Annotated in this window: 18 protein-coding genes; 6 read left to right on the top strand and 12 right to left on the bottom strand. The window is 64.6% G+C overall.

Going from position 1 to position 22,163, the window contains the following annotated elements; genetic code table 11:
* Positions 1 to 16 precede the first annotated feature (16 nt).
* The 11 genes from FDT80_RS15560 to FDT80_RS15510 form a co-directional block, all read right to left on the bottom strand.
* Entirely contained in the window at positions 17 to 793 is a 777-nt protein-coding gene (locus FDT80_RS15560) for an oxepin-CoA hydrolase, alternative type (protein WP_138663229.1), read from the bottom strand.
* Positions 790 to 1,230 carry a PaaI family thioesterase gene (locus FDT80_RS15555; RefSeq protein ID WP_138663228.1) on the bottom strand — a complete coding sequence of 147 codons (441 nt, stop codon included), beginning with the start codon at positions 1,228 to 1,230 and terminating at the stop codon, positions 790 to 792. The genes FDT80_RS15560 and FDT80_RS15555 overlap by 4 nt, the downstream gene beginning before the upstream one ends.
* A complete protein-coding gene (locus FDT80_RS15550) occupies positions 1,211 to 2,344 on the bottom strand; it encodes an acyl-CoA dehydrogenase family protein (RefSeq protein WP_138663227.1) in 1,134 nt (377 codons plus the stop codon). Before FDT80_RS15550 ends, FDT80_RS15555 begins: the two co-directional genes overlap by 20 nt.
* The gene (locus FDT80_RS15545; protein ID WP_138663226.1) at positions 2,341 to 3,540 is read right to left on the bottom strand and encodes an acyl-CoA dehydrogenase family protein; all 1,200 of its coding nucleotides are present in this window, start codon (positions 3,538 to 3,540) and stop codon (positions 2,341 to 2,343) included. Before FDT80_RS15545 ends, FDT80_RS15550 begins: the two co-directional genes overlap by 4 nt.
* A gap of 16 nt (positions 3,541 to 3,556) precedes the next feature.
* Positions 3,557 to 4,729, bottom strand: a complete 1,173-nt coding sequence (locus FDT80_RS15540; protein ID WP_138663225.1) for an acetyl-CoA C-acyltransferase — start codon at positions 4,727 to 4,729, stop codon at positions 3,557 to 3,559.
* Entirely contained in the window at positions 4,726 to 6,822 is a 2,097-nt protein-coding gene (locus FDT80_RS15535; protein WP_138663224.1) for an FAD-dependent oxidoreductase, read from the bottom strand. The genes FDT80_RS15540 and FDT80_RS15535 overlap by 4 nt, the downstream gene beginning before the upstream one ends.
* 33 nt (positions 6,823 to 6,855) lie before the next feature.
* The gene (locus tag FDT80_RS15530) at positions 6,856 to 7,632 is read right to left on the bottom strand and encodes an IclR family transcriptional regulator (RefSeq protein WP_138663223.1); all 777 of its coding nucleotides are present in this window, start codon (positions 7,630 to 7,632) and stop codon (positions 6,856 to 6,858) included.
* Entirely contained in the window at positions 7,629 to 8,969 is a 1,341-nt protein-coding gene (locus tag FDT80_RS15525; protein WP_138663222.1) for a TRAP transporter large permease, read from the bottom strand. The genes FDT80_RS15530 and FDT80_RS15525 overlap by 4 nt, the downstream gene beginning before the upstream one ends.
* The gene (locus FDT80_RS15520; RefSeq protein WP_138663221.1) at positions 8,969 to 9,493 is read right to left on the bottom strand and encodes a TRAP transporter small permease; all 525 of its coding nucleotides are present in this window, start codon (positions 9,491 to 9,493) and stop codon (positions 8,969 to 8,971) included. The genes FDT80_RS15525 and FDT80_RS15520 overlap by 1 nt, the downstream gene beginning before the upstream one ends.
* Before the next feature lie 51 nt (positions 9,494 to 9,544).
* Positions 9,545 to 10,600 carry a C4-dicarboxylate TRAP transporter substrate-binding protein gene (locus FDT80_RS15515; protein WP_138663220.1) on the bottom strand — a complete coding sequence of 352 codons (1,056 nt, stop codon included), beginning with the start codon at positions 10,598 to 10,600 and terminating at the stop codon, positions 9,545 to 9,547.
* 149 nt (positions 10,601 to 10,749) lie between these two features.
* On the bottom strand, positions 10,750 to 11,235 hold the full coding sequence (locus FDT80_RS15510; protein ID WP_138663219.1) for a class I SAM-dependent methyltransferase: 486 nt from the start codon (positions 11,233 to 11,235) through the stop codon (positions 10,750 to 10,752).
* Positions 11,236 to 11,410: 175 nt separating this feature from the next.
* Between FDT80_RS15510 and FDT80_RS15505 the strand changes: the two genes are divergently transcribed.
* The 6 genes from FDT80_RS15505 to FDT80_RS15480 all read left to right on the top strand — a co-directional run bounded on the left by FDT80_RS15505 (position 11,411) and on the right by FDT80_RS15480 (position 19,485).
* Complete coding sequence (locus tag FDT80_RS15505; RefSeq protein ID WP_138663218.1) at positions 11,411 to 13,180, top strand: ABC transporter ATP-binding protein; 1,770 nt, start codon at positions 11,411 to 11,413, stop codon at positions 13,178 to 13,180.
* A complete protein-coding gene (locus tag FDT80_RS15500; RefSeq protein WP_138663217.1) occupies positions 13,173 to 15,098 on the top strand; it encodes an ABC transporter substrate-binding protein in 1,926 nt (641 codons plus the stop codon). Before FDT80_RS15505 ends, FDT80_RS15500 begins: the two co-directional genes overlap by 8 nt.
* Positions 15,095 to 16,123 (top strand): ABC transporter permease, encoded by a 1,029-nt coding sequence (locus tag FDT80_RS15495; RefSeq protein ID WP_138663216.1) that lies wholly within the window; start codon positions 15,095 to 15,097, stop codon positions 16,121 to 16,123. Before FDT80_RS15500 ends, FDT80_RS15495 begins: the two co-directional genes overlap by 4 nt.
* Positions 16,120 to 17,274, top strand: a complete 1,155-nt coding sequence (locus FDT80_RS15490; protein ID WP_138663215.1) for an ABC transporter permease — start codon at positions 16,120 to 16,122, stop codon at positions 17,272 to 17,274. The genes FDT80_RS15495 and FDT80_RS15490 overlap by 4 nt, the downstream gene beginning before the upstream one ends.
* Positions 17,275 to 17,377: 103 nt before the next feature.
* Complete coding sequence (locus tag FDT80_RS15485) at positions 17,378 to 18,385, top strand: sterol desaturase family protein (protein WP_138663214.1); 1,008 nt, start codon at positions 17,378 to 17,380, stop codon at positions 18,383 to 18,385.
* Positions 18,382 to 19,485 carry an acyltransferase family protein gene (locus FDT80_RS15480; RefSeq protein WP_138663213.1) on the top strand — a complete coding sequence of 368 codons (1,104 nt, stop codon included), beginning with the start codon at positions 18,382 to 18,384 and terminating at the stop codon, positions 19,483 to 19,485. Before FDT80_RS15485 ends, FDT80_RS15480 begins: the two co-directional genes overlap by 4 nt.
* Positions 19,486 to 19,489: 4 nt before the next feature.
* On the opposite strand, the gene FDT80_RS15475 is transcribed toward FDT80_RS15480, so the two are convergent.
* Positions 19,490 to 21,913: a mechanosensitive ion channel family protein gene (locus FDT80_RS15475; RefSeq protein ID WP_138663212.1), complete on the bottom strand. Its 2,424-nt coding sequence runs from the start codon at positions 21,911 to 21,913 to the stop codon at positions 19,490 to 19,492.
* Positions 21,914 to 22,163: the final 250 nt, after the last annotated feature.

The raw sequence follows: 22,163 nt of genomic DNA, 5'->3' as shown, positions 1-22,163 counted from the left end.
GCGGGGGTATTTCGAATTACGTGCCGAAGCTCGGCTTGCGTTTCTCAAGGAACGCCGCGATGCCCTCGGCGGCCTCGTCCGCGCCTGCGGCGTGGGCCATCGCGTCGCGTTCCGCATCCAATTGCGCGGCGTCCGTGGTTTCATAGGCGTCCGCGACAAGCCGGCGGATCACGCCCTGCGCGTTGCGCGGCCCGGCAGCCAGCGCATCGGCCAGCGCCATCGCGCCGGCCATCGCCCCGCCTTGGGCCGTGACCTCGTTGATGGCGCCCAGTTCGGCCATGCGGTCGGCGGTGACCGGACGCGCCAGAAGACACATCTCCATCGCGAGGGGGCGCGGCAGCATCCGCGCAAGCGACGCGGTCAGCCCGCCGTCGGGCACCAGCCCGGCCTTGACGTAGGCGGCCGTGAATTTCGCCCCCGCCGCCGCGACGATCAGGTCGCAGGCCAGCGCCAGCGACGCGCCCGCACCCGCCGCGCCACCCTCGACGGCAGCGATCAGCGGCACCGGGCAGGCGCGCATGGCGCGCAGCAGGTCGTGCAGGCCATCGACCCTGTCGCGGCGCTCGGGCTCGGGCAGGCTGCGCCGTTCGATCAGCACGTTCAGATCACCGCCCGCACAGAAAAAGTCGCCCTCCGACGTCAGGATCACGGCACGGATGCGCGGATCGCGGGCCTGCTCCATCGCTTGCGCGATGCACGCGTAAAGCTCTGGCGTCAGCGCGCCGCGCCGCGCAGCATTGCCGTTCCAGACGATCAGCCGGTCGCCCCGGTCCTCGATGCGTGCCTTGGTCATGTCAATCGCTCCTGCGGAACCCGTTTGAAAACGCCGGTGGAGGACGCGATCAGCCGCCCGTCCTCGTCCACCAGATCGGCGCTGATATACAGAATGCTGCGCCCGCCGCCGGTGACGCGCCCGGTGGCCGTCACGCGTGTGCCCTGTTTGACCGGGGCGATGAACTGCGTGGTCAGCGAGATGGTCAGGAACGGCGCGCGCCCCGTCGCATCGACGGTCAGCGACCCGGTGGTGCCGCTGGCATTGTCCAGAATGGCGCTGGCGATGCCGCCATGCAATACGCCATGCCGGTTGGTATGCTGCGGCCCGATATCGAGCCAGCAGCGGCCCGATCCGTCCGGGTCGCTGACATCGACGACATAGCCGATCAATGTCTGCGTTCCGGTTTCGTCGCGGATCAGGCCGCTGTCGTCGTCATCACGCTGCGGAGAGGGCAATGAAACGCTCCAGATGGTGATCGGTATCGCCCAGACGGTGGTCGGCCATGACGATGCGCTTGGCGATATGGGCAAGTTCGTATTCCTGCGTCATCGCGATGCCGCCGTGCATCTGGATGCTGTCCTCGGCCACCAGTCGGCCGGTGCGGCCCATCAGGTTCTTGGCCGCCGACACATTGCTTTCGCGGCTCTTGCGGTCGTCGGCCAGATGGCCCGCCGCGAGGATCACCGACGACCGGGCCTGCTCCATCTCGATCAGCAGGTCGGACATGCGGTGCGCCAGCGCCTGGAAGCTGCCGATGGGGCGGCCGAACTGCTTGCGGGTGCCCAGATATTCGCGTGTCAGATGCGTCGCGGTTTCCATCGCGCCAAGCGTTTCGGCACAGATCGCCACGTTGGCCGCGGCGACGCGTTCCTCGATCGCATCGAATGCCTTGCCCGCGTCGCCCAAACGGGCGCTGGCCGGCACGGTCACATCGTCCAGCGTCACTTCGGCGGCGCGGCCACCGGCCAGCAATGCGTAGCCCTGCATGCTGACGCCCTTGGCGTCGGCCGGCACGAGGAACAGCGAAATGCCATCGGTGTCGTATGCGTCGCCGCTTTCGCGCGCGGACACCACCAGCATCCCGGCGGCCTCGGCGTTGACCACCACGGCCTTGCGCCCATTGAGGACGATGCTGTCGCCATCGGCCTTGGCCGTCGTCTCGACCCGGTTGAGGTCATAGCGGCTGGCGGGTTCGCCATGCGCGAAGGCAAGGTGCAGCGCACCGCCGATGACCTCTTCGACATGCGCCTGCTGGTCGTCGTTGCCCAGCGCCGCGATCAGGCCACCGCCCAAAACGGCGGTATCGAGGAAAGGCTCGACCACACCGGCGCGGCCCAGTTCCTCGAACACCACGGCGATGTCGAAACCGGCGCCGCCAAAGCCGCCCTGCTCTTCGGTGAACAGCGCGCCGATGACGCCCAGTTCAGCCAGTTCCTCCCAGATCTTCGCGGACATGCCGCTGTCGCTCTCGAGGATTTCGTTGCGCACCGGCGTCGTGTAGCGGTCGCGCAGAAAGCGCCGCAGGCTGTCCTGCAGCATCTGGCGTTCTTCGGTCAGGTCGAAATTCATTGGGCACCTCCCAGCATCGTCTTGGCAATGATCTGGCGCTGAATCTCGTTCGAGCCGCCAAAGATCGAAAGCTTGCGGTTGTTGAAATATTGCGCGGCCACGGGGCCTGCGGCATGGGGATCGGGCAGCGCCACGTTGGCGCCCTCCACCGCTTCGGAGGCGAAGGGCATCGCATAGACCCCCGCCGCGCGCCGCGCCAGATCGTTGATTTCCTGCCGGATGATCGTGCCCTTGACCTTGAGCATCGAGGATTCGACGCCCGGCGCCTGCCCCGATGCCGCCTTGGAAACAATGCGCAGGTTGGTGGTCGACATCGCCATCAGGTCGATCTCGACCTGGGCCACGCGGGCGGCGAAATGCGGGTTTTCGATCAGCGGCTTGCCACCGGCCATCTCGGCCTTGGCGATACGCTTGACCGCCGCCAGACCGGCTTGGGAAAAGCCGACGCCGGCGATGTTGGTGCGCTCATGCGTCAGCAGGTACTTGGCATAGGTCCAGCCCTTGTTTTCCTCGCCCACGAGGTTTTCGACCGGCACCTTGACGTCCGAAAACCAGACCTCGTTCACCTCGACGCCGCCATCGAGCAACACGATCGGGCGCACTTCGATGCCGGGCGTGTCCATGTCGATCAGCAGGAACGAAATGCCCTCCTGCTGCTTGGCCTTCTTGTCGGTGCGCACCAGGCAGAAAATCATGTTGGCGTGCTGGCCCAGCGTCGTCCAGGTCTTCTGACCGTTGACGATATAATGGTCGCCATCGCGCACGGCCTCGGTCTTGAGCGAGGCAAGATCAGATCCGGCACCCGGCTCGGAATAGCCCTGGCACCACCAGTCTTCGCCCGACAGGATACGCGGCAGCCAATAGTCCTTTTGCTCCTTGGAACCGAATTTCTGCAACACCGGCCCCAGCATCGACAATCCGAAGGGCACGATGCGCGGGGCATTGTAGGCCGCCATTTCCTCTTCGAAGATGTGGCGCTGCACGGCGTCCCATTCGGCGCCGCCATATTCGCGGGGCCAGTTCGGCGCGAGCCAACCCTGCTCGTTGAGGATGGCATGCCACTGCTCGTGGTCGTCCTTGGTCAGCTCTTCGCCGCGGCGCATCTTGTCGGCCAGCGCCTCGGGCAGCTTTTCATCGAGAAAGGCGCGGACTTCTTCGCGAAAGGCGCGTTCTTCGTCACTATAGCTCAGGTCCATATCGGTGTCTCCCGGTTCAGTAGATTTCAAAAAGGCCGGCGGCACCCATGCCCCCGCCAATACACATTGTCACCACGCCCAGCTTGGCGCCGCGGCGCTTGCCTTCACGCAGAAGGTGGCCCGTCATGCGGGCGCCGGTCATGCCAAAGGGGTGGCCGATGGCAATGGATCCGCCATTGACGTTAAACTTGTCGTGGTCGATGCCAAGACGGTCGCGACAATATAGCGCCTGGCTGGCAAAGGCCTCGTTCAACTCCCACAGGTCGATGTCGTCGACGCTCAGACCGTGGCGTTCCAGAAGGCGCGGCACCGCGAACACGGGCCCGATGCCCATTTCGTCAGGCTCGCATCCGGCAACCGCAAAACCCTTGAACGCGCCCATCGGTTCCAGACCGCGACGCTCTGCCTCGGTGGCGTCCATCAGCACCACGGCGGCGGCGCCATCGCTCAGCTGGCTGGCGTTGCCGGCGGTGACATGGCCGCCTTCGCGCACCGGGGTCAGCCCCCCCAGCCCCTCGAGCGTGGTCTGCGGTCGGTTGCATTCGTCGCGGTCCACCGTGACCTCGTGCATCGACACGACCGTGGTTTCGCGGTCCTGCACGGCCATGGTGGCCTGCATCGGAACGATTTCATCGTCAAAGACACCGTTCTTCTGGGCCGCCGCAATCAACTGCTGGCTGCGCAGGCTGTATTCGTCTTGTTCCTCGCGGGTCACGCCATAGCGTTCGGCGACGATGTCCGCCGTCTCGATCATGGTCATGTAGACCGCGGGCTTGTTTTCGGCGATCCAGGCTTCGGGCGTGGGTTTGGTGGTGGGCTGCACCATGCTGATGCTTTCCACCCCGCCCGCGACCATCGGCCCGGTGCCTTCGGCGACGATGGCATTGGCGGCCATCGCGATGGTCTGCAACCCGCTCGAGCAATAGCGATTGACGGTCACACCCGACGCGGTGATCGGCAGGCCCGCGCGCAGGGCGATCTGGCGCGCGATGTTCTGGCCTGTGGCGGCTTCGGGAAAGCCGCAGCCGATCATGCAATCCTCGATCGCTTTGCCCTCGATGCCCGCGCGGGCGATCGCGTGTTGCACCGCGTGCCCGCCCATCGTGGCACCGTGGGTCTGGTTGAACGACCCGCGAAAGGACTTGGCCAGCCCGGTGCGGGCGGCCGATACGATGACCGCCTGTCTCATTTGCCGGCCTCCTTGTTCAGATCGTCAAAGCTGCGCCCCTCGGCCACGAGCTGCTTGAGGAGCGGCGCGGGCGCCCAGAAATAATCGTCTTCCTCGGCGTAGCGCTCGATGTCCTTGAGCAGTTCGGGCAAGCCCGTCAGATCGGCCCATTTGAGCGGTCCACCGCGATAGCGCGGGAAGCCATAGCCAAAGAGCAGCGTCATATCCACGTCGAGCGGACGGCGCGCGATGCCCTCGCCCACGACCTTGGCAGCCTCGTTGACCATGGCGGCCATGTAACGGCGCACGATCTGCTCGTCGGTGAATTCCTTGGGCGTGATGCCCTTCTCGGCGCGCTCGGCCTCGATCAGGTCCATCACCTCGGGGTTGGGCGTGCCGCCGCGCTGGCCCGTTTCGTAGATGTAGAATCCCTTGCCGGTCTTCTGGCCGAAATGCCCCGCCTCGCACAGGCGATCGGGGTATTCGCCGACCCGTTCGCGCGGATCACGCGTCGGCGCCAGACGTTTGCGCATGGCCCAGCCGATATCGAGCCCGGCAAGGTCGGCCACGGCATAGGGCCCCATCGCAAAACCGAAGTCGGTCAGCGCCTTGTCGATCTGGAAGGGCGACGCGCCGTCGAGGATCATGTGATCCGCCGCCGTGCGGTAGGTGGACAGGATGCGGTTGCCGATGAACCCGTCGCAGACGCCCGCGCGCACCGCGACCTTGCCCAGCATCTTGCCCAGCGCAAAGCCGGTGGCCGTGACATCCTTGGCGGTCTTGTCGGCGACGACGACCTCGAGCAGTTTCATCACATGCGCGGGCGAAAAGAAGTGCAGGCCGATCACGTCCTCGGGGCGATTGGTGATCGCCGCGATTTCGTTGACGTCCAGATACGAGGTGTTGGTCGCCAGAACCGCGCCGGGTTTGCATACGGCGTCAAGCTGGGTAAAGACCTTCTTCTTGACCTCCATCTCCTCGAACACCGCCTCGATCACAAGGTCGGCGTCCTTCAGCGCGTCGTAATCCGTGGCCACGACCAGCGCATCGTTCAGCATCGCGTCGTGCTTGTCCTGGCTGATCTTGCCCCGCTTCAGCGCGCCCGAGAGGTTGCCCGCGATGCGGCCCCGGGCGGCTTCTGCCGCGTCGTCCGTCATTTCCAGCAGTGTGACCCTGAGCCCCGAAAGCAGCGCCGCCGTGGCGATGCCCGCGCCCATCGTGCCGCCGCCGATCACGCCGATGGCCTTCAGATCGCGCGGCTCCACGCCCTTCAACTCGGGCAGGTTGCTGACCGCACGCTCCGAAAAGAAGGCGTGGATCATGCCTTCGCGCTGGTCGGTCTTCATCAGGTCGGAAAACATCTTGCGCTCGGCCTTCAGACCCTCGTCGAAGGGCATCTCGACGCTGGCCTGCACGGCGCGCACCGCTTGCGCGGGCGACAATTGGCCCCGGCCCTTTTTCAGCACCGCCGCATAGGCCGCATCCCAGTCGATCGGCGCGGGCGCGGGCAGTTCGCTGACCGGACGACGCGCGGCGCCAGCGGCCAGCAGCCCTTCGGCATAGGCGATGCCCACGGCTTGCGGGTCGCCCTCCTCGACCTTGTCGAGCAGGCCCATCGCAGCGGCTTCGGCGGCCTTGATGTGGCGACCGGTCGTGATGATGTCGATGGCGTTTTCCACGCCCGCAACGCGCGGCAGGCGCTGGGTTCCGCCGGCACCGGGGATCAGGCCCAGGTGCACCTCGGGCAACCCGACGCGCGACGACGGTTGCGCGATGCGGTAGTGCGCCGACAGCGCAACCTCGAGCCCGCCACCGAGCGACACACCATGCATCGATGCCACCACAAGCAGCGGCGATGCCTCGATCCGGTTGCACAGGTCCGGCAGATGCGGCTCCAGCGGGGTCTTGCCGAATTCGGTGATGTCGGCACCGGCGATGAACGCCCGGCCGTCACCCACGATGACGACCGCGCGCACGCCCTCGTCGGCCTCGGCGCGATCCATGTTGGCGGCAAGCCCTTCGCGCACGGCATGGCCCAGCGCGTTGACGGGCGGGTTCTGGATGCGCAGCACGGCCACGTCGCCGTGGCGGCTATATGCAATCTTGTCGGTCATATCGTATCTCTCCCATTCGTATTTCGGTGCACATCAGCCGCGCCGCGCAAGAGCGGGCACATGGCCGGTGCGGTTTTCAAGGTCGCGGACCAGGTCGCGCAGCGCCGGGCCCACTTCGTCCAGCATCCGCGCATCGGGCAGCGTGTCGGGCAGCGCCCCGCAGGAAAACGCCACCGCCTCGCCGAATTCGCTGGCGAAATAGGGCACGCTGACCGCGTTGACGGTACGGGCGTACCGCGTCGGCTGCGGCGCGATGGTAAATCCCTGCGCCAGCAGTTGCGCATAGCCGTCCTGCCGGAACGCGCGCAGGTCGTGGTCGGGTGCGAGTTGCTCGAACCGGTCGTCGGACAGGGCCGCCAGCATCGCCTGTCCGGAACTGGATCCGAAAACCGGAATGCGGTGCCCCGGCTCCAGCCAGATCGACGGCTGGCTGTCGGGCCGCCATGTCTTGACCAGCATCATCCGGTCGCCATCGCGCACCGCGATCAGCGCCAGTGTCCCGGTCGCATCGGCCAGATCCTGCATCGCGTCCGACGCGAGGTCCACGAAAGACACCGACACGGCCGCCACCGAGCCCATCGCGATGGCCGACGGCCCGAGGCGGAAGCGGTCGTTGCGGCTGCCGTGGCTGAGGTATCCCAATTCGCACAGCGTGTAGGTCAGGCGCGACACCGTGGGTTTCGGCAGCCCGGTACGCTCTGCGATCTGGGCATGGCTCAGGCCGCCGTCGCTGGCGCGGAACACGCTCAGCACATTGAGCCCCCGCGCGAGAGTGTTGGCGAACTTCCGGTCTGAGCTTTGCTGGTTCATCGCGCCCCCATCGGAATGAGCAGCGATAGCATCGGGAAAGACATGATCAGGATCAGCACGATGATATCGACGCTGAGGAACCGCGTGATGCCGGCAAAGATCTTGTCGATGGGCGCCTCTTTGCCCACCACGTTGGCGATGACAAAGACATTGAGGCCAACGGGCGGCGTGATCAGGCCGATCTCGAGCAGCTTGATCACCACGACGCCGAACCAGATCAGGTTGAGGTCATAGCTTTCCACCAGCGGGATCATCAGTGGCAGCGTCAGCACCATGATCCCGATGGGATCGAGGAACATGCCCAGCAGCAGATAGATGATCGCGATGGCGATCATCAGCACGATCAGCGACAGGTTGGCATCGGTCACCATCTGCACGATGTCGCCCGCCACGCCGGTCAGCGCGATGAAGGCCACGAAAATCTTGGCGCCAGCCGCGATGAAGAAGATCGCGGCAGTCTGGACGCAGGTTTCAAGGACGGAGTCCCAAAGCCCCCTGAGCGTCAGGGTGCGTTGCACGAAACCGATCAGAACGGCGGCAGAGACGCAGACCGCGGCGGCTTCGGTCGCGGTAAAGATGCCGCCGTAGATGCCGCCGATGATGACAACGAACAGCAGCACCGCCGGCCAGGCGGCAATCGCCGCCTGCATCCGCTCGGCCGAGGAATACCGCTTGTCCGTGTTCGGCGCGACAGCGGGGTCCTTCCAGACCCAGACCGCGATCACCAGGATGAATCCCGCCAGGGTCAGCAGACCCGGCAGGATGCCCGCCAGAAACAGCGATGAAATGGAGGTCTCGGTAAAGATGCCGTAGATGATGAACAGAACCGACGGCGGAATGAGCGACCCCAGCGTGCCACCGGCGGCGACAGAGGCGGTGGCAAGGCGCGGGTCATACCCCATGCGCAGCATTTCCGGGGTACAGATGCGGCCCATCGTCGAGGCACAGGCGATGGAGCTGCCGGTGATCGCCGAAAAGCCGCCACAGCCCATGACAGACGCCATCGCGACACCGCCCGGCAGGCGCGTCAGCCAGACCTTGGCCGCGTCATAGATCCGGGTGGTGATGTTGGCCCGGTAGGCGATGTGCCCCAGCGCCACGAACAGCGGGATCATCGACAGGTCGTAGGAGTGGATGAGGTCGAAGGAATTCGAGAACACCATCGAGGTCGTGGCGCGGATCGCACGTTCGGGCATGAAGGTGCCGGTGCGGAACGCGAAAATGAAGAAGGTGGCTATGGTCGCCACGGCGGCCAGGGCAAAGGCGATGGGCACCCGCATGGCCAGCAGAAAAAGAACCGCCCCGAAGGCGATGAATCCAATCGTTGATGCGTCCATTAGTCAAATCCACCTGCAGTCATTTCATGGTCCTGCTCGTCCGACACTTCGCCGCCGCGCAGGATGGTGCGGGTGTCGCGGACCACCAGTTCGGCCAACCGCAGCCAGCAGGCCACGATGCCGATGACGAACAAGAGCCGTCCGGGCCATTTCGGCAGGTTCAGATCGCCGTAGAAAAAGCTGCCCGATTCAACGACGTCGATGAATTCGCGCCAACCAGCGTAGATCAGAGGAGCAAGCGCAATGAGGCCCATGAAGGACCCCAGAACGATCAGCCCGGACCGCAGGCGCGGTCCGAACCTGTCAGAGATGAAGGCGACACAGACATGTGCCCTTGCGGCGGTGGCGGCGGCCAATGGCAGCAGGATCGCCGCCACCATCAGTTCGCGCACCATCGTCACGCTGTCCGGTACGGCAGTCCCGAAGACTGCGCGCGCCGTGACGTTGGCGGTGATGACGATCCCCAGAAGGATGACCGCGATCGCGCCCAACCCCAACAGGATTCGTTCCAGTTTCACCTGCATGTCCGTGCCTCCCTCAAAGCTCTGAACGGTCTTGTGTCGTGACAGTCGCGCTTAGTTCGTCGTGCGCTCCCAGGGGTAGCCCTTGGTGTCACGCTCTTCGGTGTATTTCGCGATCAGCGCCTGGTACTGCTCCAGCAGCTCAGGCCCGGGCAGACCGACGGTCTGTGCCGTCTCGGCCCATTGACCGACGAACTTCTGACCCTTCTCGACCAGCTTGGCACGCTCTTCCGCAGGCAGTTCGATCACTTCGACACCGGCCTCCTTCATCGACGCGATCGCCTTATCGTTGGCCGCGTTGATCATCCGACCGAATTCGTCCGCCATATCGGCACCGGTCTGGTTCACGATTGCTTTTTGCTCATCGCTCAGGCTGTCGTAGGTGAACTCGTTCATGAAGATGCCAAGCCCGCCGACCTGACCCCAGTTGAGGATCGTGTAGCTGTCCATGACTTCCGCCTGCTTGAGCGCCGCGACGGCATAGCTGTAGCCCTGGCTGCAATCGATCAGGCCGGTATCGAGGCCCTGGTAGGCATCATAGATCGACATGTTGACCATGTTCGCGTCCATCTCGCCAAAGACCTTGCCGTAAGCGCCCACGCCGCGCACCTTGAGGCCCGCGATGTCGTCGGCCGTGCGGATCGCCGCGCCCTTGCAGCCGATGTTCACCTGGCTGGTGGTCCAGGTGCCGATATAGACCAGACCCTGTTCCTTGAGCTGTGCCTGGATCTCCGGGCTGGAGCGCATCAGATCGTCCGTGGCGCGCATTCCCACCCATGCATCAGGGTTGTTCAGCGGCAGGTCGGCGATGCCGTAGCCCACCATTTCCTGCGGATAGTACACCGCGATCACGGAGCCCATGTCGGCCACGCCGTCGCCGATGGATTGCACGGCCGCGTTCGCCTTGAAGAGCGCGCCGCCCCACTGGATGTCGACCTTGATGTCGCCATCCGACCGTTCGGTCAACTGGTCGGCAAACCACTGCAACGCATCGGCGCGGGCGCCACGGTTGGGGCCTGCTTCGCCGTGAATCAGAACTGTCTCTGCCGCGGCAACGGTGCCCGACATGGCCACGGCCAAGGCAAGCGAAATCTGTTTGAATAGTGTCATGCTATCCCTCCCAAGATAAGTTGTTTCATCATGTGAAACTCTGTTCCACAAATTACCAGCGGACCGTAGGGGTTTCCATGACGCCACGCAAGCCATTCCTACCCAATCCTACGCAGATCGGGCTTAAACCGGCGACGCCAAAGGATTTTTCACCGCCGATAAATAAAGCACCTGTCGGGAATCGCCCCATCCGGCAAGGCCAGCTCGGTCAACGAGTCGAAATACATCCGGTCGCTGGCCACCATGATGCCACCCGGCGCCAGCAGCGGTTCGACCAGCGGGGAAATGGCGCGTGCGAAGGCATCGTTCTTTTTCGGATCGTGCCCGCCCAGATCGGCATGGACCAGGGCCGCGGTGGGGCCGAAACGACCCAGCGCCGCGGGCAGAGTATCGAACACGTCGCCCAGCAGAAGACGGTCGTCGGGCGGGGTGCTGGAGGGGTGCGAGGCCACGGCGCGTTCGAACACGTAGATGTCACGCTCCGGCATGATCTCGCGCATGTGATCATAGGTCCGGCCATTGCCCAGGCCCAGTTCGAACACCGGGCCGGGCACGTCCGCGATCAGCGCGGCGGCATGGTCGAGACAGGCCCGTTGTGACACCATGCGGGCAATAAAATGGTCCAGTCGGCTCATCGGTCGGTCTCCTGTGTGCGGCAGCGTTGGGCATAGTGATGCCACTTGCCGGGCCAAATGAACAGCGCGTTCACAACTGGCGGATGCCGCTGGACGCGGGGGGCGAAATGGCGTTGACTGTCCGGGTCGGGCACCGACCGCGCTGGCATCCGCAACTTTGGCACAAAGGCGTTTCATGACCCCCCTGCTTGATATTCAGGACCTAAGCATCGGCTTTGGCACGCAGGGCCCGGTCGTCGATGGCGTCAGCTTTCAGGTCATGCCGGGGCAAACCTGTGCGCTGGTCGGCGAAAGTGGATCGGGCAAGACACTGACCTGTCGGTCGGTGCTGCGCATCCTGCCGGACACGGCACAGGTGCGTTCGGGCAGCATACGGTTCGGTCCGGGCGACACGGGCCAGGATCTGCTCATGCTCAGTGCGCGATCGATGCGCGCCGTGCGGGGCGACCGGATCTCGATGATCTTCCAGGAGCCGATGCGGTCCCTCTCGCCGCTGCACCGGCTTGGCGACCAGGTGGCCGAGGTGCTGCGCCTGCACCGCCGGATGCGGCCGCCCGCCGCGCGCCAGGCCGTTCTCGAAACCTTCGAACGGGTCGGTTTTGCCGATCCGATGCGCGCGTTTCGCGCCTATCCGTTCGAGATGTCCGGCGGGATGCGCCAGCGCGCTATGATCGCGATGGCGATGGTGGCCAAGCCCGATCTGCTGATCGCGGACGAACCGACGACCGCGCTGGATGTCACCACGCAGGCGCAGGTGCTGGGCCTGATCAAGGACCTGCAGCAAGAGACCGGCATGGCCGTGATCCTGGTGACGCATGATCTGGGCGTGGTGGCCAACATGGCCGAAACCGTGGTGGTGATGAACAAGGGCCGCGTGATGGAGCAAGGGCCCGCCGCCGCCGTGCTGGGCGCGCCCGCGCATGGCTACACCGCCAAGCTCTTTGCCGCGGCGCCGATGATCCCCCAGGTGGCGGCGCCGGCACGCGCGCCGACGCATTCCGATCTCATCCTCGACCTGCGGGGCGTGTCCAAGACCTACTCGGTGCGGGCGGGCGGCTGGAAGAAACCCTTGCAGGTCACGGCCTGTCGCGACGTCGATCTGGCCTTGCCGCGGGGCAAGACGCTGGCGGTCGTGGGCGAAAGCGGTTCGGGCAAGACCACCTGCGCGCGCATCGCCCTGGGCGCCGAGATGCCCGATCCCGGCGGCACGGTGCACTTCTGCCCGGGACAGGGCATGGAGCAGATCCACGTGCACGACATGACCCGCGCACAGCGCACCGCGTTTCAGCGGCAGGCGCAGATGGTGTTCCAGGATCCCTATTCGTCGCTGTCGCCGCGGATGCGCGTGCAAGAGGCACTGACCGAGCCGATGGAGATTCACGGCATCGGCACGCGCGCCCAACGTCGCGACAAGGCCGCTGAAGTGCTGCGCTGGGTCGGCCTGTCGCCCGATATGCTGGGGCGGTTTCCGCACGCGTTTTCCGGCGGGCAGCGGCAGCGCCTGTCGATAGCCCGCGCGCTGACGCTCGATCCGGTGCTTTTGGTCTGTGACGAACCGACTTCGGCGCTGGACGTGTCGGTGCAGGACCAGATCCTGACCCTTCTTGAGGATATCCGCGACCGCGCTGGCCTGTCGTACCTCTTCATCAGTCACGACCTGGCCGTGGTGGCGCGGATCGCGGACGAGGTCGCGGTGATGCGGCAGGGCGTGGTGGTCGAGCAGGCCCCGCCGGACACGCTGTTCTACAACCCCCGCCACCCCTACACCAAGGCGCTGATCGCGGCGCAGCCCGAACCGGACGTGACACGGCCCATCGACCTGGGGCTCGTGGCGCGTGGCGCGGGCACCCCCGACACCTGGCCCGAACCCTACCGCTTCGAAGGGTCGGTCGCGCCCGACCTGATGGAACTTGACCCCGGCCACCTGGTGCGGTGCCATGCGTAGGCTGGTCGCCCTCGCCCTCTGTGCGCTGCTGGCGCTGCCCGCGTCGGCGCAACCGATGGCCCCGGCGATCTCCGAGACCAGCTTTTGGGCGATGGAGGTGCTGAACGGCGATCTGCCGTCGATCGAACGGCGCATCCCGATGGATCCGTTGATCGTCGACCTGCCCGCCAAGGGCCGCAGCTATGGCACACAGGGCGGCACGCTGCGCACAATGGTCTCGCGCTCCAAGGACGTGCGGCAGATGGTTGTCTATGGTTATGCGCGGCTGGTGGGCTACGATCACAACTATGACCTGGTTCCCGACATCCTGCGCGCCGTGGACGAGGTCGAGGGCCGCAAGTTCACCCTGCACCTGCGCCGCGGGCATCGCTGGTCCGATGGCGCGCCGTTCACCTCGGCGGATTTCGAATACTGGTGGCGCCATGTCGCCCTGAACGAGGAGCTGAGCCCGACCGGTCCGCCGGAATTCATGCGCGTCGACGGGACGCTGGCCGACATCCGCTTTCCGGATCCCTACAGGGTCGTGATCGAATGGCCGGCGCCGAACCCGCAGTTCCTGCAGGTACTGGCGCAGGCCAGCCCGCCCTTCATCTATCGCCCCTCGCATTACCTCAAACAGTATCACGTCGAATTCGCCGACCCTGACGAACTGGCCGCGCACATCCGCGCCGCGCGCGTGCGCGGGTGGGCCGCGCTGCACAACAAGGTCGACAACATGTACAAGTTCGACAATCCCGCGCTGCCGACCCTGCAACCGTGGATCAAGGCGACGCCGGGCGACGGATCGCGCCAGTTGTTCGTGCGCAACCCCTATTATCACCGCATCGACGGCCGTGGCGTTCAACTGCCTTATATCGACGTGGTGGAAATGACGGTCGTGGGCGCCGGGCTGATCGCGGCCAAGGCCAACGCGGGCGAGGCGGACCTGCAGGCGCGCGGCATCGACTTTCGCGACATCTCGATCCTCAAGAAGGGCGAAACCGACGGCGGCAACTATCATACGCTGCTCTGGGCCAATGGGGCCGCCAGCCAGATCGCGATCTATCCCAACCTCAACTTCGCCGATCCGGTCTGGCGCGACGTGATCCGCGACGTGCGCTTTCGCCGCGCGCTCAGCCTGGGCATTGACCGGCGGATGATCAACCGCGCGCTTTATTTCGGGCTGGCCACCGAAGGCGGGATGACCGCGCTGCCGCAAAGCCCGCTGTATGACCTCACGCAGCTTTATTCCTGGGCGATCTATTATCCGGCCAAGGCGAATGCGCTGCTTGACGAAATGGGCCTGACCGCGCGCACACCCGCCGGCATCCGCAAGCTGCCCGACGGGCGGCCGATGGAATTCGTGGTCGAAACCGCCGGCGAGCGGCAGGAGGTGGAGAACGCGCTGGCCATCATCACCGACACATGGCGCGACATCGGCATCAAGCTGGTGATGCGCCCGCTTGACCGCGACATCCTGCGCAACCGGGTTTATGCCGGCGTGACGATGGCCGCGACGTGGTATGGCTGGGATAACGGGTTGCCCGGGCCCCAGACCCCGCCCGACTACCTTGCGCCCACCCAGCAGGAGTTCTTCGCCTGGCCCATGTGGGGGCAGTATTATCAGACCGGCGGTGCCGCGGGGCAGCCGCCGAACATGCCCGAACCTCAGCGGCTGATGGAGCTTTTGAACGCCTGGAACCATTCGGCCACCGATGCCGAGCGCAGGGCGATCTGGCACGAAATGCTGGAAATCCACGCCGATCAGCAATACGGCATCGGCATCTTGGCGGAAGCGCCGCAGCCGGTGGTCGTCAACAACGCCCTGCGCAACGTGCCCGAGCAGGCGAAATGGGCCTGGGACCCCGGCGCGCATTTCGGAGTGCACCGCATCGACGAATTCTATTTCCAAGACCCGCTTCAGCAGGTGACGCAATGATGTTCCTGCGCTACGCGGTCTACCGATTTGTGACCATGCTGCTGACGCTTGTGGTCGTGTCCGTCATGGTCTTTGTGATCATCAACCTGCCGCCGGGCGATTACCTGTCCAACCAGATCGCCGAACTGCGCGCCACCGGACAGGCCGAGGGCGTGGCCAAGGCCGAATTTCTGCGCACCGAATACGCGCTCGACCGGCCCTTGTGGGAACAATACCTGATCTGGGCCGGGTTCGCGCCGGGCCCGCAGGGGTTTTCGGGGCTGATCCAGGGCAATTTCGGTTGGTCCTTCGAATTCGACCGGCCGGTCGGTGAAATCGTCGGCGATGCGCTATGGCTGACGGTTCTGGTCAATCTGGCCGCGGTGCTGTTCGTCTATGTCGTGGCGCTTCCCCTCGGGGTCGTGGCCGCCGCCCGGTCAGAAACCTGGGTGGATTATTCCGCCGCCTTCGTCGGGTATCTCGGCCTTGCCACGCCGAACTTCCTGCTTGCGCTGATCCTGTTCTACTATGGGCACAAGTATTTCGATCTGCCCATCGGCGGCCTGATGGACCCGATCTACGAGGGCGAGCCGATGTCATGGCCCAAGGTGAAATCCATCCTCATCCACATGATCGTGCCGACCTTCGTGATCGGCACGTCGGGTGCCGCCGCGATGATGCAGCGGCTGCGCGCCAACATGCTCGACGAGCTTAGCAAACCCTATGTCGAAACCGCCCGCGCCAAGGGCCTCGCACCCGCGAAACTGCTGGCGAAATATCCGTTGCGCATGGCCTTCAACCCCTTTGTGGCCGATATCGGCAACCTGCTGCCCGCGATGGTGTCGGGGTCGGTGCTGGTGTCGGTGGTTCTGGGCCTGCAGACGATCGGGCCGTTCCTGCTGGCCGCGCTCAAGTCGCAGGATCAGTTTCTGGCGGGCTTCGTGCTGATGTTCGTGGCGCTGCTGACGCTGATCGGCACGATGATTTCCGACATGCTGCTGGTGCTTTTGGATCCGCGCATCAGGTACGGGGCGCGCGGCCAATGACGTGGTTACCCGATGGTCGTTATGTCGACGACGCCCCCTACATCGACACCACCGACCTGAGCGCGCCCGAACGGCAGGAATTCGACGCGCCAAGCTGGGTTTTGATCTGGCGGCGGTTCAAGCGGCACCGGCTGGGGCTGATCGCGGGGCTGTTCTTGCTGATCTGTTACCTCATTCTGCCGATCGCGGGCTTCATTGCGCCCTACACCCCGAACGAGCGCAGTGCGGAATACCTCTATTCGCCGCCGCAGGAGATCAACCTGTGGCACGAGGGGCGCTTTGTCGGGCCCTTCGTCTATCCGACGACGGCGACCGCCGATCTGGTCAACTACCGCTGGACCTACGAAACCGACACGACGCGCCCGATGCCGCTGGAATTCTTTTGCGAGGGCGGCACCTACAACCTGTTCGGGTTCATCCCGTCCGACACGCACCTTGTCTGCGCGCCACCGGGGGCCACGATCTTTCTGTGGGGCTCCGACCGGCTTGGCCGCGACGTGTTCAGCCGCATCCTCTATGGCGCGCAACTGTCGCTGACCGTGGGCCTGATCGGGATCACCGTCAGCTTCGTCCTGGGCATCTTCTTCGGCTCCATCGCCGGGTATTTCGGCGGCAAGACCGACTGGGCAATCAACCGCGTGATCGAAATTCTGCGCAGCCTGCCCGAGCTGCCGCTGTGGCTGGCGCTATCGGCCGCGGTGCCGTCGAACTGGGGGCCGGTTTCGGTGTTCTTCATCATCTCGATCATCCTCGGCATTCTCGACTGGCCGGGGCTGGCACGCGCGGTCCGGTCGAAATTCCTGTCCCTGCGCGAAGAGGAATACGTGCGCGCCGCCGAGATGATGGGCGCACGGCCCGCGCGCGTGATCCGGCGGCACCTGCTGCCCAATTTCATGTCGCACCTGATCGCCAGCGCCACCCTGTCGATCCCGGCGATGATCCTGGGCGAAACCGCGTTGTCGTTCCTGGGGCTTGGCCTGCGGGCACCCGCCGTCAGCTGGGGCGTCATGCTCAACGACGCGCAGAACCTCGCCTCCATCGAAATCTACCCCTGGACGGCGATCCCGATGCTGCCGATCATCATCGTCGTGCTGGCGTTCAACTTTCTGGGCGACGGGCTGCGCGCCTCGCTCGATCCTTACAAGAGCTGACCTTGCAAAAGCCCAAGCATGGGCCGTCAAAGCGGCCCTGAACCGCCTTTTTGTCGCCAGAATGTGCTGCTAGCCCGGTTGAAAAGGGTTGTGAGGCACCATCATGCAAGACGCATTGCATTTCCTGCGCGAGTTCGCGGATTTCCTGTTCAACTGGAATTCCCGGCTGGCGCTGCTGTATCTTGGCGGCACGGTCGTGCTGGCGTTTTTCATCTGGCAGGCGCGGGGCCGGCCACAAAGGTTCCTGACGTGGCTGCTGCCGCGCGAGGTTTACCTGCACAAGTCCAACCTGGTGGATGCCAAGATCTTCGCCCTGAACACGCTGCTGACGATGGGCGGCGCGTTCACCGCCATCGCGGCCACGCCCGCCGTGACGCATGCGGTTCTGACCGCGCTGTCAGGCGATGCCACCCCGCCTGCGGCCGGTGACGTGACATGGGCCACGGCCGCGCTCGCCACGCTGATCATCATCCTGACGCTGGACTTCTGCGTGTACTGGACCCACCGGCTGCACCACGAGACGAGCATCCTGTGGCCCTTTCATTCGGTGCACCATTCCGCCGAGGTGATGACCCCGCTGACCGTACAGCGCAAACACCCGATGTATATCGTGATCGGGATCGTGATCCGCGGCGTGATCCTGGGGTCGGTGCAGGGCGTGATGCTGTATCTGTTTGTCGGCCAGGTCGATATCCTGACCATCGGCAGCGTGAATGCCGGCTATTTCGCCTTCAACATGCTTGGGTCGAACCTGCGTCACAGCCACATCTGGCTGAGCTACGGGCGGGTGGCCGAACATATCCTGATTTCGCCCGCGCAGCACCATATCCACCATTCCAAGGACAGGCAGCACCACAACAAGAACTACGGCGAGGTCTTCGCGATCTGGGACCTGATGTTCGGCACGCTCTATGTCCCGCGCAACCATGAGGACATCACATTCGGCCTGGCCGACGAGACCGGCGCGCTGATCGAGCAGCCGCACCCGACGCTGCGCGCGGCGCTGCTGCATCCCTTCGTCGAAAGCTGGCAGGCGCTGTGGGCCGGCACCTCGCGCGATCCGGCGCGCCAGACAAAGGCACAGGCCACGGACGGGCCGGTCGCCCAATGAACCGCGGACTGTCGTTGTGGCTGGACGTGCTGCGCGTGGGCGCGACGCTGGTCGTTGTGCTGTCGCATTTCGCATACCCCCGCTTTACGCGCGGCGACTATTTGGTGATCCGCGATCTGAACCTGGGCAGCGACGCGGTTGTCCTCTTCTTTGTCGTTTCGGGCTTTGTCATTGCCTATGCGGCGCAGCGCGATGGCGCGCCGGGGACCTACGGTTTCAATCGGCTGACGCGGCTTTGGTCGGTGCTGATTCCCGCGATCGTGCTGACCTTCGCATTCGACCGGATCGGCGCATCGATCGACCCGTCGACGTATTATGCCCCCTTCTATCAGCCGATGGGCCTGTGGGACATGATCCTGCGCGGGGTCAGTTTCAGCAACGAATGGACAAGCGCCGGACGCGTGCGCCTTGGCACCAACGGCCCACTGTGGTCGCTCAGCTACGAAGCGGCGTATTACATGCTCTTCGGGGTCGCGGTGTTCCTGCGGGGGCCGCGCAAATGGGCCTTACTGATTGCGGGCGCGCTGCTGGTGGGGCCACGGGTGCTGCTGTTGATGCCTGCATGGCTGATGGGCGCGTGGCTGTGGCGACACCTGTCGCGCCCCGAGGGCGATGTCGCGCACCAGGGCGGCTGGCGCCTCGCGCTGGGGGGGCCTGCTCTCTATCTGGCGTGCCTTGCGGCCGGGCTGCCCGACCTGCTGCGCGTGTTGACCGCGCAGGGTATGGCGGCGGCGCACATCGACGGCATGCTGGGCTTTTCCGACGAATTCCTGTGGAACGCACTGATCGGCGTGTTCGCGGTGGTGCATCTTCTGGGCATGTCGCGCCTGCTGGGAAACCTGCGCGGCGACCTGCCCGCGCTGCGCTGGCTCGCCGGGGCCAGCTTTTCGGTCTATGTCACCCATTATCCCGCGCTGCACCTCTTGGACGCGATCCTGCCGGAGACGGCGTTGGCCCGCGATGCGCAGCTATTGCTGGGGTCGCTTGCCATCGGCCTGATCTTTGCGCAAATCTTCGAACGCCGGATCGGGCCGCTCCGCGCGGGCTTGCGGCGGATATGGCCCGCGCGGGCAAACCCCACTGCGATGACCGCGCGGTAGCCGCTTAGCGGTCGTCGCCGCCGGCGTTTTCCGGCCCTTCGAGCATCTCTTCCTCGATCGACGCCTGTGCCGCGGCGGTGACGGCATTGCGCTCTTCCTCGCTCAGGTCCTCTACCTTGCCGTCGGCCAGCCGCACCGTGACCTCGCGATGCGCGAACCGGATGCCTTCGCGCTCGAACAGGGCGCGGATTTCCTCGTAGACCTTCTTGCGCACCAGCCATTGATCGCCGGGCTTGGTCATGAATTTCACCCGGATGATCATCGCGCTGTCCTGCATTTCGATCACGCCCTGCGATTTCAGCGGCTGGATGAAATTGTCACCGATCACCGGATCGTCCAACAGCGCGATGCCCAGCTTCTTGATCAGCTTGCGCACCTTTTCCACGTCGGTGTCATAGGTCACGCGCAGGGGCAGCTTCATGATCACCCAATCGCGCGAATAGTTGGTCATCACCTGGATCTCGCCAAAGGGGATGGTGTGCAGCGCGCCCAGGTGGTGACGCAACTGGAACGACCGGACGCTGATCTTTTCAACCGTGCCTTTGACACCGCCCACATCCAGGTATTCGCCCTTGCGAAACGCATCGTCGAACAAAAAGAAACCGCCCGAAAAGATGTCGCGCACCAGCGCCTGACTGCCGAAGCCCACGGCGACCCCGATCACGCCCGCACCGGCGAACAAGGGGCCCACGTTGATACCGACCTCGAGCAGGATGATCAGCACGATCGTGACCAGCACAAGGATCAGGATGAAGTTGCGAAACAGCGGCAGCAGGGTCGCCAGCCGGCTGGCGCTGGAGGCGGCGCTGCCCTCGTCCCCCAGTTCGGCCTCGTCCTCCTCGTCACCCTGTTCCTCCGCGATCTTGCCGTCGATCCAGATGCGAAAGGCGTGATAGACGATATAGCCGATGAAGATGATGACCATCACGTCCAGCAACCGGTCGGCAAAGGATTCCACCATGCGCGCGCTGTTGTTGTCCCAGATGAAAAAGAAGGCATAGGTGCCCGCGACAAAGGCAAGGATCGCCGCGACCCGGCGCGCCAGCGCCTCGAAGGTGGTCAGGCTTTGACGCGGCTTCATCGCGGCGCGGGCCTCTGCTTCGGCCGCGGTCAGATCGGCGTCGGCATCGGCCTCGGCGGCGGCAGGGGCGTCGTCGCCGCCATCCGAGCTTTCATCGGCGTTCATCTGCCGCATCAGGCGCGCACGTTCGAAACTGCGTTCGATGACGTAGTTGATGATGCCGTAGACAACGATGATCGACATGGTGATGCCGTAGGCGCCCGCGATCAGGGGGATCGAACTGGGGTTGCCCAGCACCAGATCGTAGGTCAGCTCGAACCACGCGAAGATCACGTAGAGGATCACGACCGGGGCCCATATGTTGGACAGGACACGCGCGATCCAGCTGACCTCGGTCACGGGTTTGCCGCCGCGGATGGCGTTGGTGATGGCGCGCCGGTTGACCAGCACCATCAGGATATTCACCAGCACGATCAGGGCCGACAAGAGCGAGGACAGGAACGCGTAGACATCGTAGTTCAGGCCCAGTTCCCCGATCCAGATGCCGAACAGGATCGCGCAGATGTCGAAGGTGGCCAGGATCCACAGCCAGTTGTGCAGGCGTTTCGCATCGCGGTTGCTGAGGACCGGAATGCGGTATTGCTCCATGTAGGGGCTGAGCACCATGCGCCACACGCCCGCCGTAATGCGGCTGAAGAAGTAGGCGGCATTGACGATGGCGACCGTGAATTGCATCGCCGTGTCCTCGAGCGGGCCGAAGATCAGAGTGCCCAGAACATAGGCCACGACCATCGACACCAGGATGCCGATCACGCCCATGAAGAACCGGAACACCAGCCACGGCATCTTTTCCCGATACCCTTGGGGGTTCGACATCGTGCGCGCCACGACGAACCTTTTGGCCATGCGCTTGCCGTAGATCTGCGCCTCAACGACCATGCCGACGCCAAACAGCGCCAGCGAGATCAGCATCGCCTTGACGAAGGCAAAGATCGTGCCGTCGGGGCTTGCCGCCCGCAGGATATAGATCACCTCGTTGAAGGCATTGGGCAGTTGCAGGATCCGCTCGATCAAAGCGGCGCGGAATTGCAGCAGCTTGTCCTGACGCGCCATCAGGTGACTGCTTTCGGGGCCATCGGAATCCACGAAGGCCCCGGTCTGCGCCTGCGTGCCGGCACCCGACAGCATGTTGCCCTGCGTGTCGATCACGACCACGCCGACACCGTTTTCCCGCGCCTGGCGCATGATCTCTTCGACGCGGGCCGCCTCCGCGTCCGCTTCGGTCGCGGTGGCGGATGCACCGGGGGCAAACAGCGACCCAAGCGATTGCGCGCCGGCCCGGTCGGGGGCCGCGATGATCGCCACAAGACATGCCACAAGGCCAAGGGTCAAAAGGATCAAACGCATCTTGGCAAAGGCTCCGCGGCTGGGGATGTCCGACCGGAACGCTACGACAGCCCGGTGTGCATTGCAATTGCACAGAAATTTGGGCAAAGGCAGCAGGGTACGGCCTTTTGCAAGCCGATACATTTTGTGCCATAGCGTTTACAGTGTACGAATTGGGCCCGCGCCTGCCATCACGACCCCGAGGACCAGCCCATGCCAATGCCCCCGTCGCGCGACAGGATTATCGTTTTCAGGATGGCATTTGTCAGTT

It is taken from the genome of Sulfitobacter sabulilitoris (assembly GCF_005887615.1).
Lineage (GTDB): Bacteria > Pseudomonadota > Alphaproteobacteria > Rhodobacterales > Rhodobacteraceae > Sulfitobacter_E > Sulfitobacter_E sabulilitoris.
Note: the sequence above shows the minus strand (reverse complement) of the source record. Positions and strands in the feature narration are given on the sequence as shown.

Coding starts and splice junctions, on each gene's coding strand:
- FDT80_RS15485 (WP_138663214.1), top strand. CDS start 17,378: ATGCAAGACGCATTGCATTTCCTGCGCGAGTTCGCGGATTTCCTGTTC.
- FDT80_RS15505 (WP_138663218.1), top strand. CDS start 11,411: ATGACCCCCCTGCTTGATATTCAGGACCTAAGCATCGGCTTTGGCACG.
- FDT80_RS15480 (WP_138663213.1), top strand. CDS start 18,382: ATGAACCGCGGACTGTCGTTGTGGCTGGACGTGCTGCGCGTGGGCGCG.
- FDT80_RS15525 (WP_138663222.1), bottom strand. CDS start 8,969: ATGGACGCATCAACGATTGGATTCATCGCCTTCGGGGCGGTTCTTTTT.
- FDT80_RS15500 (WP_138663217.1), top strand. CDS start 13,173: ATGCGTAGGCTGGTCGCCCTCGCCCTCTGTGCGCTGCTGGCGCTGCCC.
- FDT80_RS15495 (WP_138663216.1), top strand. CDS start 15,095: ATGATGTTCCTGCGCTACGCGGTCTACCGATTTGTGACCATGCTGCTG.
- FDT80_RS15540 (WP_138663225.1), bottom strand. CDS start 4,729: ATGAGACAGGCGGTCATCGTATCGGCCGCCCGCACCGGGCTGGCCAAG.
- FDT80_RS15520 (WP_138663221.1), bottom strand. CDS start 9,493: ATGCAGGTGAAACTGGAACGAATCCTGTTGGGGTTGGGCGCGATCGCG.
- FDT80_RS15510 (WP_138663219.1), bottom strand. CDS start 11,235: ATGAGCCGACTGGACCATTTTATTGCCCGCATGGTGTCACAACGGGCC.
- FDT80_RS15530 (WP_138663223.1), bottom strand. CDS start 7,632: ATGAACCAGCAAAGCTCAGACCGGAAGTTCGCCAACACTCTCGCGCGG.
- FDT80_RS15560 (WP_138663229.1), bottom strand. CDS start 793: ATGACCAAGGCACGCATCGAGGACCGGGGCGACCGGCTGATCGTCTGG.
- FDT80_RS15515 (WP_138663220.1), bottom strand. CDS start 10,600: ATGACACTATTCAAACAGATTTCGCTTGCCTTGGCCGTGGCCATGTCG.
- FDT80_RS15545 (WP_138663226.1), bottom strand. CDS start 3,540: ATGGACCTGAGCTATAGTGACGAAGAACGCGCCTTTCGCGAAGAAGTC.
- FDT80_RS15550 (WP_138663227.1), bottom strand. CDS start 2,344: ATGAATTTCGACCTGACCGAAGAACGCCAGATGCTGCAGGACAGCCTG.
- FDT80_RS15535 (WP_138663224.1), bottom strand. CDS start 6,822: ATGACCGACAAGATTGCATATAGCCGCCACGGCGACGTGGCCGTGCTG.
- FDT80_RS15475 (WP_138663212.1), bottom strand. CDS start 21,913: ATGCGTTTGATCCTTTTGACCCTTGGCCTTGTGGCATGTCTTGTGGCG.
- FDT80_RS15490 (WP_138663215.1), top strand. CDS start 16,120: ATGACGTGGTTACCCGATGGTCGTTATGTCGACGACGCCCCCTACATC.